The organism is Dyella sedimenti (assembly GCF_022760995.1).
Classification (GTDB): Bacteria; Pseudomonadota; Gammaproteobacteria; order Xanthomonadales; family Rhodanobacteraceae; genus Dyella; species Dyella sedimenti.
In genome coordinates, this window is the sequence record NZ_JAKWJO010000005.1 from 284,396 (window position 1) to 298,894 (window position 14,499).

Below are 14,499 nucleotides of genomic sequence, written 5' to 3' on the forward strand. Positions count from 1 at the left end.
CACCATGATTACGCAACGCACGACACGCAGGCTGCTCGCCACCAGCATCGCCGCCCTGCTCGCCGCCGGCACGCTGCACGCCGAGGATGCGACGCCCGCCCCCGGCCCGCAGGCCGCGCCAGCGGCACCCGCCGCCCAGCAGACGCCTCCGCCGCCGCCACCGGCCAACAGCAAGAACGCCACCAACCTGGAACAGGTGGTGGTCACCGGTACCGCCGCCACCGGCGGCCTGAAGAAGATCGACACGTCCTATTCGGTCACCAGCGCCACGCTCGACCAGATCCGCGAATTCAACCCGAAAAGCTCCGCCGACCTGTTGAAGATGGCGCCCGGCGTGTTCCCCGAATCCTCGGGTGGCCAGACCGGCGCGAACATCGAGGTGGCCGGCTTCCCGGGCGGCGGCGACGCGCCGTTCGTGACCTTCCAGCTCAACGGCTCGCCGCTCTATCCCATGCCGACGCTGTCGTTCATGGACAACTCCTCGATGTTCCGCCTCGACGACACCATCGACCATGCCGAACTGGTGCTCGGCGGCCCCGCCGTGCTGTACGGCAACGGCCAGCCCGGCCTGACCGCCAACTTCATCCTGCGCGAAGGCACCGACATCCCCACCGGCGACGTCGGCGTGACCTACGGCTCGGAAGGCATGGTGCGCCTGGACGGCTTCTACGGATTCAAGATCGCCAATGACTGGTACGCCAGCGTGGGCGGCTTCTGGCGCAAGTCCGACGGCGTGCGCGATCCGCAGTTCGACGCCGACAAGGGCGGTTCGCTCACCGCCACGCTGACGCACAACTTCGGCGACAGCGGCTCGATCATGTTCTATGCGCGCGACCTGAAGGACCATAACCAGTTCGTCACCGACACGCCGATCCTCAACCCCGGCCGTGGCCAGTTCGAGGCCTATCCCGGCTTCGACCCGCTCACCGGCACCTTTGGCAGCAAGGCCAACCAGCACACCTTCATCCAGACCACGCCCTGCTACACCGCCGGCTGCACGCCCGGCGGCCAGAACCTGAACCTGGCCAAGGGGCGCGGCGCCGACATCATCTCCGTGGGCGGCAACCTGGACCTGACCTTCGGCAACGACTGGAACATCTCGGACAAGTTCAATTTCACCGGCGGGCAGATGAACACGATCGCGTTCTTCAGCACCGGCCAGAATCCCGAGACGCTGAGCGACTACATCGCCGGCAACGCGCCGGCCGGCACCACCGCCACCGCCTACTACACCAACAACGGCCAGCCGGCGGACATGAACCAGAACGTCACCACCCAGGGCCTGTGGTACGTGCACAAGCGCATCCAGGGCGCCACCAACGAGTTCCACATCAGCAAGGACATCTTCGAGGGCAACACGCTGACGTTCGGCAACTACACCGCCGTCTACAACGACCACGACACCTGGTTCCTCGGCAACAACATGCTGCTGCAGGCCAAGAACAATCCCAACCCGATCGGCGTCACGCTGAGCAACGGCCAGGTGCTGTCCAGCTCGCAGGGCTTCGTCAGCGGCCCGTCCACCGCCATCCGCGAGGCGTGGAACGGCTTCAACACCGCCTTCTTCCTCACCGACACCTGGAAGCTGGACAAGTGGCTGTTCGACGCCGGCGTGCGCGTCGAGCGGCAGGAGGCCAACGGCCGCATCCAGAACACGGCGACGGGCGACCTCGACAACAATCCGGACACGCTCTACAACAACAACTCGCAGTACCTGGTCGGCGGCAACACCACCATCAACTACGCCAAGACCGCGCCGTCCTGGACCATCGGCGCCAACTACGAGATCCAGAGCAACATGAGCGTGTACGCCCGCATCAACGACGGCGTGCACTTCCCCGGCTTCGACGACCTGCGCGGCCTGCCGACCCAGCCGGTGAACAAGGTCCATAACATGGAAGTGGGCTTCAAGTACCAGGCCGACTGGCTGTACCTGGACGTCAACGCCTACCGCAAGCTGTTCTACAACGTGCCCTACACCATCACCCAGGGCAACGGCCAGCAGTTCTCGTTCGACTACGGCTCGGCCACCAAGGGCATCAACTTCAACACCGTGGTCAAGCCGATCCCGAACGTGCCGGGCTTCCAGATCGCCTTCAGCGGCGACTACATGGACGGCCACTACACGCACAGCGCCGCCTGCACGCCGTACACCACGCAGAGCGGCGAGGAGGGCTGCGCCAGCCTGAACGGCATGCAGTTGCAGCGCCAGCCGAAGTTCCAGGGCCGCCTGACGCCGTCGTACGAGTTCCCGACCGCCTTCGGCAGCATGAAGTTCTGGCTGACCTGGGAATACATCGGCAACCGCTACGGCGACCTGATCGAGCAGCAGCCGCTGGGCCAGTACCACGACCTGTCCTTCGGTGCCACGGCCAACATCGGCGACAACTGGCAGATCAACCTGCAAGGCACCAACATGACCAACGAGATCGGCATCACGGAGGGCAACTCGCGCCTGTTCGGCTTCGCCAGCGAGGGCGGCGTGATCCTGGCCCGCTCCATCGAAGGGCGTGAGGTGAACCTGCAGGTGAAGTACAAGTTCTAAAGGCGCCCGGCCAAGGTTCCGGCGCGGCCCGCATGCGCCGCGCCGGTATCCTGGAGAGGCGACGCGACACTTCCCTCGACTGTTCCGGGCCACCACCTGCACGGTGGTCCGGAACTTTTTTCCATCGCTAGGGGTAGGGATGAACCGGTACCGCATGATCGCCGCGCTGGCGACGATTTACATGGTCTTTGCGATCCTGCTGAACAGCGTCGGCACGGTCATCCTGCAGTCCATCCACACCTTCGACATCGACAAGCCGCAAGCCAGCCTGCTGGAGCTTTTCAAGGACTTGCCGATCGCCATCACCTCGTTCCTGGTGGCCTCCTTCCTGCCCCGGCTCGGCTACCGCCGCGCGATGATGCTGGCCCTGGCCATCGTCGGGTGCGCCTGCGCGCTGATGCCGCTCTATCCCAGTTTCCACACCACCGAACTGCTGTTCACCTGCGTGGGCGTGTCCTTCGCGCTGGCCAAGGTCTCGGTCTATTCCTCCATCGGCCTGCTCACCCGCGACAAGGCCGAACATGGCCGCCTCACCAATACCATCGAGGGCCTGTTCATGCTGGGCGTGCTGGCCAGCGGCTGGCTGTTCAGCGCCTTCATCGACCATGCCCATCCGGCCAATCCGGCGTGGTTCAACGTGTACTGGGTGCTGGCGGCGCTGTGCTTCGGCACGGTGGGACTGCTGTGGGGCGCCACGCTGGACGAGTCGGCCGCGCACGGCGAGGCGCGCCTGTCGCTGCCCGACGCGCTGCGCCGCATGTACCGGCTGCTGATGCGCACGCTGGTGTACGTGTTCCTGCTCTCGGCCTTCCTCTACGTGCTGATCGAGCAGAGCTTCAGCACCTGGCTGCCCACCTTCAACAACGAGATCCTCAAGCTGCCCAACGCGATGAGCATCCAGATGGCGAGCATCCTCGCCGGCGCCACCGCGCTGGGCCGCATCATCGCCGGCCAGCTGCTGCGCCGCGTGCACTGGCACCTGCTGCTCAACCTGTGCGTGGTGGGCATGGGCGTGCTGATCCTGCTGGTGCTGCCGCTGGCGCGCCACGCCCACGTGCCGGCCGACGTGGGCTGGTTCAACGCGCCGACCGCGGCCTACCTGATCCCGCTGATCGGCCTCTTGATGGCGCCGATCTACCCGGTGATCAATTCGGTGGCGCTCAGCTCGCTGCCCAAGCCGGCGCACGCCACCATGACCGGCCTGATCGTGATCTTCTCCGCGCTGGGCGGCACGCTGGGCTCGCGCATCACCGCGCTGGTGTTCGCCAGCTTCGGCGGCATCCACGCCTTCTATTTCTCGCTGGTGCCGATGACCCTGGTGCTGGTGACGCTGTTCTTCTTCAAGCGCGAGGCCGACCGCGCCGGCCTGGCCGAACCGGCAGCCGCCGCGCTGCCCGCCGAGTGAACCCGCGCCGGGCCGGAGGCCCGGACCCGACCCAAGGAGCCGCCATGCGTGTCCGCCATCGTCTCGCCGCCCTGCTGACCTGCGCGCTTGCGCTCGCCCAGCCCGCCTTCGCCAAGGGCGACCCCAGCTTCGTGCTCACCGGCACGGCGGAACATTTCGGCAGCTACTTTCCCAGCTACCTCGCCAACGGCTACTTCTCCACGCTGACCGCGCCACGCGGCACCGAGCCCACGCGCGGCTACATGGTCGCCACCATGGACTACGCCAAGGACGACATCGCGCGCCCCGCCGCCATCCCGGGCTGGAACGAGATCGACTACAACCCCGGCGGCGGCTGGCTGAATTCCACGCGCCTGGGCAAGGAGATCTTTACCGACTACGCGCAGACGCTGGACATGTACGACGCCACGCTGGAAACGCGCTACCGCTTCAGCTACGCCAACAAGTCCACCGACGTGGAGGTCACCACCTTCGTCAGCCAGGACGCCGGCCATCTCGCCGCCACGCGGCTGATCCTCACCCCGCAGTTCGACGGCAGCGTGCAGCTTACCTTCCCGATCCGCCTGTGGTCCGAATACCAGCCGCGCTTTCCCATCGCGACGATGACGGGCGAGGAGATGATCGCCGCGGTGATCGCCAGCGGGCAGAACCTGGACAACAAGCCGATTCCCACGCCCGACCGCGCCGCGGTGTGGTACCCGGGCGTGGTGCGCATCCAGTCCAGCGGCGGCGACACCAGGACACTGACGCTCTGGTGGGACGGCCGTGCCGAACAGGGCGTGGCGGTGGCGCAGGCGGCCGCGATCGAACTGCCCAAGGGGCTGGAGATCGAGGACGTGCAGCTGGAGAAAGGCCCGTACAAGCTGTCGCTGAACCTCAAGGCGCGCGTGCGCAAGGGCCAGCGCTACCGCTTCACCAAGTACATCGCCGCCTCGCGCGAAGGCTGGGGCGGCGACGCGCAGGCCGACCTGGCGCTGGCCAAGGCCGCGCGCCAGCAGGGCTTCGACGCGCTGCTGGCGCGGCACCAGGCCGCCTGGCACCGGTTGTGGACCTCGGACATCCGCATCGAGGGCGACGCCAGCGTGCAAAAGGCCGTCCATTCGGACCTGTACTACCTGCTGTCCAACAGTACCGAGGGCACCGCCTGGCCGATGGGCGCCTGCGCGCTGACGCCGGGCTATGCGGGCCATGCGTTCTGGGACAGCGATTCGTGGGTGTTCCCGGCGCTGCTGCTGCTGCATCCGGAGCGCGCCAAGCCGATCGTCATGTTCCGCAACCGCACCATCGCACCCGCGCAGGAACGCGCGCGCCAGTACGGGGTGAAGGGAACGATGTATCCGTGGGAAGCCGACCCGGAAACCGGCAAGGACTACACGCCGCATTTCGCCTACGGCGTGTTCCGCGAGGTACACGTCAACGCCGACATCGCCATCGCGCAGTGGCAGTACTACCTCGCCACCGGCGACGAGGCGTGGCTGAAGCAGTACGGCTGGCCGGTGATCGAGCAGGTCGCCACCTTCTGGGCCAGCCGCGTCGCCTACGACCAGGCGCACGACCGCTACGAGATCCACCACGTCACCTCGCCCGACGAGGCCTACGACGACGTGCCCAACGACTCCTTCACCAATGCGGCGGCGCAGAAGGCGCTGCGCATCGCGGTGAAGGCGGCGGCCAAGGTGGGTGCCAAGGCCGATCCGCAGTGGACCACCATCGCCGACAAGATGTTCATCCCGTTCGATGAGCAGGCGCAGCGTCATCTCGACTTCGACGCCTCGGTGCCGCACGACAAGATCACCTGGATGGGTTCCTCGCTGGCCTGGCTGATGTATCCGGACCTGGACCTGCCCATGTCGCCGCAGGTGCGCCGCAACGACTTCGACTTCCAGCTGCACGAGCTGAAGGAGCATGGCGACGATCCCAACGAGATGATGATGGTAATGCTGGCGGTAGGCTCGGCCGAGCTGGGCGATGCCAAGGGCGCCGGCGAATGGATCCAGCGCAACCTGGTGGGCTTCCTCAAGGCGCCGTTCAACGTGCGCACGGAAACCGTGGCCAACAACGCCGGCTACATCCTGGCCACCTCGGCGGGCTTCGTGCAGAGCTTCGTGTACGGATTGAGCGGCCTGCGCATCGACGACGGCGGGCTCACCGAAGCCTATGCGCCGGCGCTGCCACCGGGCTGGAACTCGCTCACCCTCAAGGGCATCCATTTCCGCGGCAAGCAGTACGACATCACCATCGAGCACGGCGCGGACGGCAAGGCCAAACTCATCCGCAAGCCGCTCTAGCGGCATGGCGCGCACCGGGAAGCATGCGACGATGCCACGCCGACGTCCCATCGCCTTCGCCGCCGCCCTGCTGGTGGCCTGTGCCGCGCAGGCCACCGACGCGAGCTTCCTGCTTACCGCCACGCAGGACGACTGGCCGCGCTATTTCCCCGGCCAGCTCGGCAACGGCTTCTTCTCCACGCTGACCTCCCCGCGCGGCACCGAGGGCAGCCTGGGCTACCTGATCGCCTTCATGGACCACGCGGCAGGTGATGTCTCGCGCCCGGCGGCGGTACCCGGCTGGACCGCCATCGACTACAGCGCGGATCCCTCGCACGCGGGCCAGTCCTGGTTGAACCAGGTGGACCTTACGCCCGCGCGCTTCCAGGACTACCGCCAGGTGCTGGACATGCACGAAGGCACCCTGGCCACCACGTATCGCTATCTCGATGGCCGCAAGGCCACCGGCGTGCAGGTGCTCACCCTGGTCAGCCAGGCCTCGCCGCATCTGGCGGCCAGCCAGCTCACCCTCACGCCCGACTTCGACGGCGAGGTGCAGCTCTCTTTCCCGCTCGACCTGTGGGCACCGCACCAGCCGCGCTTCGCCATGGCCCAGTTGGATGGAGCGCAACTGATGGAAGCGGTGGCGGCCAACAACCTCGCATTGAAGGCGACACCGCCCGACGTGCCGGACCGCGCGCCGCTGTGGTACCACGGCGACACCCGCGTGCTCGCCGCCGATGGCGATGCGACGATGCTGACGCTGTGGCTGGACGGCCAGGCCGAACAGGGCGCGCGCATGGCCGAGGCGGTCGCGGTGGCGCTGCCGCCGGGACTGCATCCGCGCGAGGCGCGGCTGTACCGCAGCGACTACAAGCTATCGCTGGAACTGCGCGTGGACGTGCGCAAGGGCCAGGCCTACACCTTCACCAAGTTCGTGGCCGCCTCGCGCGAGGGCTGGGGCGGCGATGCCAAGGCCGACCTGGCGCTGGCCACCGCCGCGCGCCAGCGCGGCTTCGCGGCGCTGCTGGCCGACCAGCGCCGCGCCTGGGCCACGCTGTGGCAGTCGGACATCGTCATCGACGGCGATGCCAAGGCGCAGCAGATCGTGCACTCGGACCTGTATTACCTGCTCAGCAATGCCGCGCCGGATACGTCCTGGCCGATCGGCGCCTGCGGCATGACGCCGGGCTACACCGGCCACGTGTTCTGGGACAGCGACACCTGGGTGTTCCCCGCGCTGCTGCTGTTGCATCCCGAGCGCGCGAAATCGCTGGTGATGTTCCGCGGGCATAGCCTCCCGCAGGCCGAACAACGTGCCCAGGCACGCGGCCTGCGCGGCGCGATGTATCCGTGGGAAGCCGATCCCGACGACGGCAGCTCGCAGACGCCGCACTCCGCCCAGGTGCTGGACGAGCGCGAGATCCACGTCGACGGCGACGTCGCCATCGCGCAATGGCAGTACTACCTCGCCACGCAGGACCGCGTGTGGCTGAAGCAGCACGGCTGGCCGGTGATCCGCGCCGTCGCCGCGTTCTGGGCCAGCCGCGCCACGCCCGTGCCGGGCACGGGGCACTACGCGATCGAGCACGTCACCTCGGTGGACGAGGACTATGCCGACGTGCCCAACGACATCTTCACCAATGCGGTGGCGCAGAAGGCCCTGCGCATCGCCGCGCGCGCCGCGCAGTTGCTGGGCGAGACGCCCGACCCGCAATGGACCACGGTCGCCGATGGACTGGTGCTGCCGTTCGACGCGCAGGCGGGCCATCACCTGGACTTCGACGCCACGGTGCCGCACGACATCGATTCCTGGGGCGGCAGTTCGCTGCCGCTGCTGAGCAGCCCCTCGCTGGACCTGCCGATGGACCAGGCCACCCGCCGGGGCGACTACGCCGCGGCCATCGCGCCGATCGCGCGCTCCAGCCGCGATCCCAACAGCATGGGCCTGATGCCGCTGTCGATCGCCGCCGCCACCGCCGGCGACGCCGATGCGGCCGGCGACTGGTTCAATCGCAACCTCACCGCGCATGTGCTGAAGCCACCGTTCAACGTGCGCACCGAGACGGCCGGCAACAACACCGGCTACTTCATGACCGCCAGCGGCGGCCTGCTGCAGAACATCCTGTACGGCTTCACCGGCCTGCGCATCACCGAGGACGGCCTGGTGCCGGCCTATGCCCCCGTGCTGCCGTCGGCATGGAAAACGCTGACGCTGAAGAACCTCTCTTTCCGCGGCGCGCGCCTGGACATCACCGTGCAGCGCGACGCCCAGGGCAAGGCGCAGCTCACGCGCCGCCCCGCCACCACCGATCACCCCACGACCAGGGAGCCGACATGACCCACCAACCCCGCTTGTCTCCTCGACATACGCCGCCCGCCCTTGGCCTGCGCCTGGCCGCGTTCGCGCTGTGCGGCGCCTTCGCGGCCCATGCGAATGCCGCCGCCACGCCGGACCCGGCCAAGACCCGCGCCTATATCGGCCAGGCCTGGACCACCCTCACCCGCTCGATGGACGACTGCGCCTCGCTCGGCGACACCAAGGTCAGTAGCCACCCCGTGCTCTACCTGCCGGCCGGCCAGCCGATACCGCCCGCCGTGACCGCCACGGCCAAGCGCTGCCAGGTGGACGTACGCACGCTGCCACACCCGATCACGCAACTCGGCGACGTCGACGCCCGCACGCTGCCGCAACAGGGCCTGCTGTACCTGCCGCATCCCTACGTGGTGCCGGGCGGTTTCTTCAACGAGATGTACGGCTGGGACAGCTATTTCATCGTGCTCGGCCTGGTCGCCGACCATCACACCGGGCTGGCCAAGGACATGGTGGACAACGCGCTGTACGAGGTGGCGAACTACGGCGGCGTGCTCAACGCCAACCGCACCTACTACCTCAGCCGCTCACAACCGCCGTTCCTCACCGCGATGATGGTCGCGGTGCTGGACGACCCCAAGGCCTTCCCCGACGCCGAGGCCCGACGCCAATGGCTGGCCCAGGCCTACCCGCTGGCCGTGCGCAACTACGAGATCTGGACCCGTCCCGAGCACCGCGCCGGCGACACCGGCCTGGCCCGCTACACCGACCTGGGCAGCGGCCCGGTGCTGGAGGCGCGCAACACCGAGTTCTACAAGGGCGTGATCCGCTGGCTGCGCGCGCACCCGTCGGAGGACCCGGGCTACCTGGTCAAGGCCTCCGAGCACCCCGACGCGGCCGAGGCCGCCAAGCTCAAGGAAACCAGCTGCGACCTGGACATCTCCGAGGTCTGCGCCGGCGTGTGGCTGGACGGCTACCGGCTCACCGCCGACTACTACCACGGCGACCGCGCCATGCGCGAATCGGGCTTCGACACCAACTCGCACTACGGTCCGTTCGGCGGCTCCACCCACCACTACGCCGACGTCAGCCTGAACAGCCTGCTCTACCGCTACGAGCGCGACCTGCACGACCTCGCCCTGCAACTGGGCAAGGCCGGCGACGCCGAGCGCTGGGCCAAGGCCGCCGAGGCGCGCAAGGCAGCGATGGACAAGTACCTGTGGCAGCCGCAGGACGGCATGTACCGCGACTACGATTTCGTGGCCGGCAAGCCTTCGCCCTACCCCTACGTCACCACCTTCTACCCGCTGTGGGCCGGCGCGGCGTCCAAGGCGCAGGCCGAGGCGGTGCGCAAGACGCTGCCGGTGTTCGAGCGCAAGGGCGGCCTGAGCATGGACAACCATCCGGCCGGCGTGCAGTGGGACGACCCGTTCGGCTGGGCGCCGACCAACTGGCTGGCAGTGGCCGGCCTGGATGCCTACGGCTATCACGACGACGCGCGCCGCATCGCCCGCAAGTTCATGACCACGGTGGACCAGGGCTATGCCGACGACGGCACCATCCGCGAGAAATACAACATGGCGCTGGGCAACGCCGACGTGAAGGTCAGCGCCGGCTACAGCGAGAACGTGGTCGGCTTCGGCTGGACCAACGGCGTGTACCTGATGCTGCAAGCCCTGGTGCAGGGCGCACCCACGCCTGCCGCCACAGCTACGGAGCACACGCCATGATGAGCTCCCGCCGCTGGGCCAGTCTGCTGCTGGCCGCCTGCCTGCCCCTCGCCCATGCGCAGGACGCCGCGCCGCGCGTGGATGCCGACGGCACCATCCACGCCGCCGCCGCCACCCTGCCCTACTCCTCGCTGGCCTCGCCCGAGGCGCGGGCGTTTTTCCCCAAGATGCTGGCCGCCGGCAGCAAGGCGCCACCGATCACCGCGCCGATCGAGCAGAGCCGCGTGTTCTACGACCGCATGAACAGCGACCGCGCGGCCCGCATGGCCAGGCGCTACCCGGTCAAGACCCACCACGACACCATCGGCGGCGTCGGCGTGGACGTGGTCGAGCCGGCGCAAGGCATATCGCCACAGAACCGTGACCGCGTGCTGGTCAACCTGCATGGCGGCGCCTTCCTGTGGGGCGCCCACAGCGGCGGGCTGGTGGAGGCCATCCCGATCGCCAGCCTGGGCCGCATCAAGGTCATCACGGTCGACTACCGCCAGGGCCCGGAGCACGTGTTCCCCGCCGCCAGCGAGGACGTGGAGGCGGTCTACCGCGAGCTGCTCAAGCAGTACAAGCCGGCCGACATCGGCATCTACGGCTGCTCGGCGGGCGGCATCCTCACCGCCGAGGCGGTCGCGCGGCTGATCGACCGCAAGCTGCCGGTGCCCGGCGCCATCGGCACCTTCTGCGGCTCGGTGGTGAACATGGAGGGCGACTCGATCTACGCGGCCGCGCTGTTGAACAGCGGCACGGTGCCCGAGCACCCGCTCAAGCTGGATGCCCTGCCCTACTTCAAGGGCGCCAGCGCCAATGACCCGATGGTGTTCCCCGGCGTATCGCCCCAGCTGCTGGCCCATTTCCCGCCCACCCTGCTGATCACCGGCACGCGGGACATGGCGATGAGCTCGGAGGTGCGCAGCCAGGCGCTGCTGCAGCAGGCCGGCGTCGATGCCGAGCTGCACGTGTGGGAAGGCATGTGGCACTCCTTCTTCTCCGACCCTGAGCTACCCGAATCGCAAGATGCCTACGCCGTCATCGTGAAATTCTTCGACCGGCACCTGGGACGGCGCTGACGCCGCCGTCCCGCCGCACTTTGCCCCCTGCAAGGGGGGCGGGTATCCTAGTCGGGACATCTGCCCTCCAAGACGACATGAGCCAACAGACCGTACTGGTCGTCGACGACGAACGCGACATCCGTGAACTCCTCACCATCACCCTGGGCCGCATGGACTTGCTGGTCGATGCCGTGGGTACCGTGACGGAAGCGCGCCGCGCCCTCGCCGAACGACATTACGACCTGTGCTTCACCGACATGCGCCTGCCGGACGGCAACGGCCATGAAGTGATCGAGCTGATCTCGGCGGAACATCCCGACACCCCGGTGGCGATGATTACCGCCTACGGCAACGTCGACGCCGCGGTGAGCGCGCTCAAGGCCGGCGCCTTCGACTTCGTCTCCAAGCCGGTGGACATCCAGATGCTGCGCCGCCTGGTGCGCACCGCACTACGCCTGGCCGAGGAAAGGCGCAGCGGCCAGGCCGCCGCCAAGCCCGACGGCAACGAGCGCCTAATCGGCGAATCGCCCGCCATGCAGCAGGTGCGCGCCACCATCGGCAAGCTCGCGCGCAACCAGGCGCCGGTCTACATCGCCGGCGAGTCGGGCGTGGGCAAGGAACTGGTGGCCCGCCTGATCCACGAACAAGGCCCGCGCGCCAGCGGCCCGTTCGTGCCGGTCAACTGCGGCGCGATTCCCTCCGAACTGATGGAGAGCGAATTCTTCGGCCACCGCAAGGGCAGCTTCACCGGCGCGGTGGGCGACAAGGAAGGCCTGTTCCAGGCCGCCAACGGCGGCACCCTGTTCCTCGACGAAGTGGCGGAACTGCCGCTGCACATGCAGGTGAAGCTGCTGCGCGCGATCCAGGAAAAGGCCGTGCGCCCGATCGGCGCGCGCGAGGAAGTGCCGGTGGACGTGCGCATCCTCTCGGCCACCCACAAGAACCTCGCCGCCCTGGTCGAGCAGGGCCAGTTCCGACAGGACCTGTTCTACCGCATCAACGTGATCGAGCTGCGCGTACCGCCACTGCGCGAGCGCCGCGGCGACGTGCCGCTGCTGGCCAACTTCGTGCTGCGCCAGCTCGCCGCCAAGAGCGGCAGCGCCCCCGGCCGCCTGCTGCCCGCCGCGCAGCAGGCGCTGGAGGCGTACGACTTCCCCGGCAACGTGCGCGAACTGGAGAACATCCTCGAACGCGCGATGGCGATGTGCGACGGCGACCAGATCGACGTCGGCGACCTGATGCTGCCCCAGCGCGCGCCCCGCGCGCTGGCCGAGGCCGTCGCCGCCGCTCCCATGGCTGCCACCGGCGGCGGCCTGCCGTCCGCTCCCCCGCCGATCCCCTCGCCCACCGCCAGTGGCGGCCTGGACGACTACATCAGCAACCTCGAGCGCACCGCGATCATCAAGGCGCTGGAGGAATCGCGCTACAACAAGACCGCGGCGGCAAAGAAACTGGGCATCACCTTCCGGGCTTTGCGCTACAAGCTGAAGAAGCTGGGCATCGATTGAGATGTGGGAGGGGCCGGACGATGTCCGGCCTTTTTGTTTGGTGCGTTGATGGGCACGCTCCTACAAGGTGCTGGGGCGTCCGCCGGGATGGTGGGCAAAAACAGCGCGCCGAAGGCGCCACCACTACTCCCCGCCCGCGCTCGCCTCCAGCGCCTCCCTCACCGTCCGCAACAACTTCGGCGTCGAGATCGGCTTGTCGACCAGGTACAGATGCTCCAGCACCGGCAGTTCGTCCATGTCCGGCGGGGCGTCGGGGCGAGCCAGCAGGATCACCGCGCGGCGGTAGCCGTGTTCGAACAGGGCGGCCAGGGTGCGCACGCCGGTGAACAGGTTCATGTCCGCGTCCAGCACCACCAGGTCGGGCACGCCATGCGCCTCGATCCATTGCAGCGCGGCGGTGCCGCTCTGGCTGGCGTGGGCCTGGTAACCCCACGAGTCGAGGGTGTCCACCAGCAGCGAAAGCTGGCCGGCTTCCTCCACCACCACCAGCACGCGCTCGGCCTCGCCCTGCAGGCCGGCCATCTCCTCCTCTTCGGCCACCTCGGCGGGCGGCTGCGCCAGCGGGATGTACAGGTGGAAGCGGGCACCTTGTCCCGGCCGGCTTTCCACCCGCATCACGCCGCCATGGGCGGTGACGATGCGCTTGCAGGAGATCAGCCCGAGCCCGGTGCCGGTTTCCTTGGTGGTGTAGAACGGCTCGAACATGTGCTGCATGGATTCCTCGTCCATGCCGACGCCGGTGTCGGCGACGGTGAGGCACAGGTAATGGCCTTCGCAGGCCTCCTCGTCGGACAGGAAGAACGAGGATGGCAGGTGGACCTGCGAGGCGCGGATGTCCAGGCCGCCGCCGTCGGGCATGGCCTGGATGGCGTTGAGGCTGAGGTTGAGCAGGCACTGCTGCAGCTCGGTGTGGTTTCCGTCGAAGCTGAGATCGGGATCGTCCGCGCTCATGGTCAGCGTCACGCCGCGCGGCACGCTGCCTTGCAGCAGCAGGTTGAGCGCATCGAGCAGCGCACCGGCGCGCACCTGTTCGGCGCGGCGGGCGCCGCGCGCGAAGGAGAGCATCGACTGCACCATGTCCAGCCCGCGCTTGCCGCAGTCGCGCACCAGCCGGCCCAGGCGGGCCAGGCGCGGGTCGTCCTGGTAGTCCTGCAGGCTGTCGCCGGCCAGCAGCAGCGGCTGCAGCAGGTTGCGCAGGTCGTGGCTGAGGCCGCCGGCCAGCATGGCCAGGCTCTCGAAGCGCTGCGCGCGGATCAGCTCGGTCTCGGCGCGACGCCGCGCGCGCTGCGCCTCGGCCTCGCGCAGGGCGCGGCGCACGGCCGAGGCCAGGCGCGCGGGATTCTGCTTGAGGATGTAGTCGGTGGCGCCGTTGCGCAGCGCCTCGATGGCGGCTTCCTCGCCCAGCGTGGCGGAAACGAAGATGAAGGGCAGGTCCTGGTCGCGCTCGCGCAGCAGGTCGAGCGCGCGCTGGCCGGAGAAGCCGGGCATGCTCAGGTCCGACAGCACGATGTGGGGGCGAAACGCCTCCAGCGCGTCGAGGTACGCGCGCTCCTCGTCCACCAGGCGCACGTCGTAGTCGATCGCGTCGGCGTCCAGCTCGGACAGCACCAGCTCGGCATCCAGCTGGCTGTCCTCGATCTGCAGGACCCGGATTCTGGGAAGCGCCCAATGCTGCCTGTCCGCCATG

The 14,499-nt window shown here is 68.3% G+C and carries 8 protein-coding genes; 7 read left to right on the plus strand and 1 reads right to left on the minus strand.

Annotation, left to right across the window (positions count from 1 at the left end; genetic code table 11):
- The first annotated feature begins 4 nt into the window (after positions 1 to 4).
- The 7 genes from MJ605_RS13025 (at position 5) to MJ605_RS13055 (ending at position 12,812) form a co-directional block, all read left to right on the plus strand.
- Positions 5 to 2,545, plus strand: a complete 2,541-nt coding sequence (locus tag MJ605_RS13025; protein WP_243041948.1) for a TonB-dependent receptor — start codon at positions 5 to 7, stop codon at positions 2,543 to 2,545.
- A 139-nt stretch (positions 2,546 to 2,684) separates the two neighbouring features.
- On the plus strand, positions 2,685 to 3,950 hold the full coding sequence (locus tag MJ605_RS13030) for an MFS transporter (RefSeq protein WP_243041949.1): 1,266 nt from the start codon (positions 2,685 to 2,687) through the stop codon (positions 3,948 to 3,950).
- 44 nt (positions 3,951 to 3,994) lie between these two features.
- Positions 3,995 to 6,238 carry a glycosyl hydrolase family 95 catalytic domain-containing protein gene (locus MJ605_RS13035; protein ID WP_243041950.1) on the plus strand — a complete coding sequence of 748 codons (2,244 nt, stop codon included), beginning with the start codon at positions 3,995 to 3,997 and terminating at the stop codon, positions 6,236 to 6,238.
- 31 nt (positions 6,239 to 6,269) lie between these two features.
- Entirely contained in the window at positions 6,270 to 8,558 is a 2,289-nt protein-coding gene (locus MJ605_RS13040; RefSeq protein WP_243041951.1) for a glycosyl hydrolase family 65 domain-containing protein, read from the plus strand.
- Positions 8,555 to 10,261: a trehalase family glycosidase gene (locus MJ605_RS13045; RefSeq protein WP_345779537.1), complete on the plus strand. Its 1,707-nt coding sequence runs from the start codon at positions 8,555 to 8,557 to the stop codon at positions 10,259 to 10,261. Before MJ605_RS13040 ends, MJ605_RS13045 begins: the two co-directional genes overlap by 4 nt.
- Positions 10,258 to 11,322 (plus strand): alpha/beta hydrolase, encoded by a 1,065-nt coding sequence (locus tag MJ605_RS13050; RefSeq protein WP_243041952.1) that lies wholly within the window; start codon positions 10,258 to 10,260, stop codon positions 11,320 to 11,322. Before MJ605_RS13045 ends, MJ605_RS13050 begins: the two co-directional genes overlap by 4 nt.
- Before the next feature lie 77 nt (positions 11,323 to 11,399).
- On the plus strand, positions 11,400 to 12,812 hold the full coding sequence (locus MJ605_RS13055; RefSeq protein WP_243041953.1) for a sigma-54-dependent transcriptional regulator: 1,413 nt from the start codon (positions 11,400 to 11,402) through the stop codon (positions 12,810 to 12,812).
- 123 nt (positions 12,813 to 12,935) lie between these two features.
- Here MJ605_RS13055 and MJ605_RS13060 read toward each other — a convergent pair whose 3' ends face one another.
- Positions 12,936 to 14,498: a sensor histidine kinase gene (locus tag MJ605_RS13060; RefSeq protein WP_243041954.1), complete on the minus strand. Its 1,563-nt coding sequence runs from the start codon at positions 14,496 to 14,498 to the stop codon at positions 12,936 to 12,938.
- Position 14,499 lies beyond the last annotated feature (1 nt).

Coding starts and splice junctions, on each gene's coding strand:
- MJ605_RS13025 (WP_243041948.1), top strand. CDS start 5: ATGATTACGCAACGCACGACACGCAGGCTGCTCGCCACCAGCATCGCC.
- MJ605_RS13030 (WP_243041949.1), top strand. CDS start 2,685: ATGAACCGGTACCGCATGATCGCCGCGCTGGCGACGATTTACATGGTC.
- MJ605_RS13035 (WP_243041950.1), top strand. CDS start 3,995: ATGCGTGTCCGCCATCGTCTCGCCGCCCTGCTGACCTGCGCGCTTGCG.
- MJ605_RS13040 (WP_243041951.1), top strand. CDS start 6,270: ATGCCACGCCGACGTCCCATCGCCTTCGCCGCCGCCCTGCTGGTGGCC.
- MJ605_RS13045 (WP_345779537.1), top strand. CDS start 8,555: ATGACCCACCAACCCCGCTTGTCTCCTCGACATACGCCGCCCGCCCTT.
- MJ605_RS13050 (WP_243041952.1), top strand. CDS start 10,258: ATGATGAGCTCCCGCCGCTGGGCCAGTCTGCTGCTGGCCGCCTGCCTG.
- MJ605_RS13055 (WP_243041953.1), top strand. CDS start 11,400: ATGAGCCAACAGACCGTACTGGTCGTCGACGACGAACGCGACATCCGT.
- MJ605_RS13060 (WP_243041954.1), bottom strand. CDS start 14,498: ATGGCGGACAGGCAGCATTGGGCGCTTCCCAGAATCCGGGTCCTGCAG.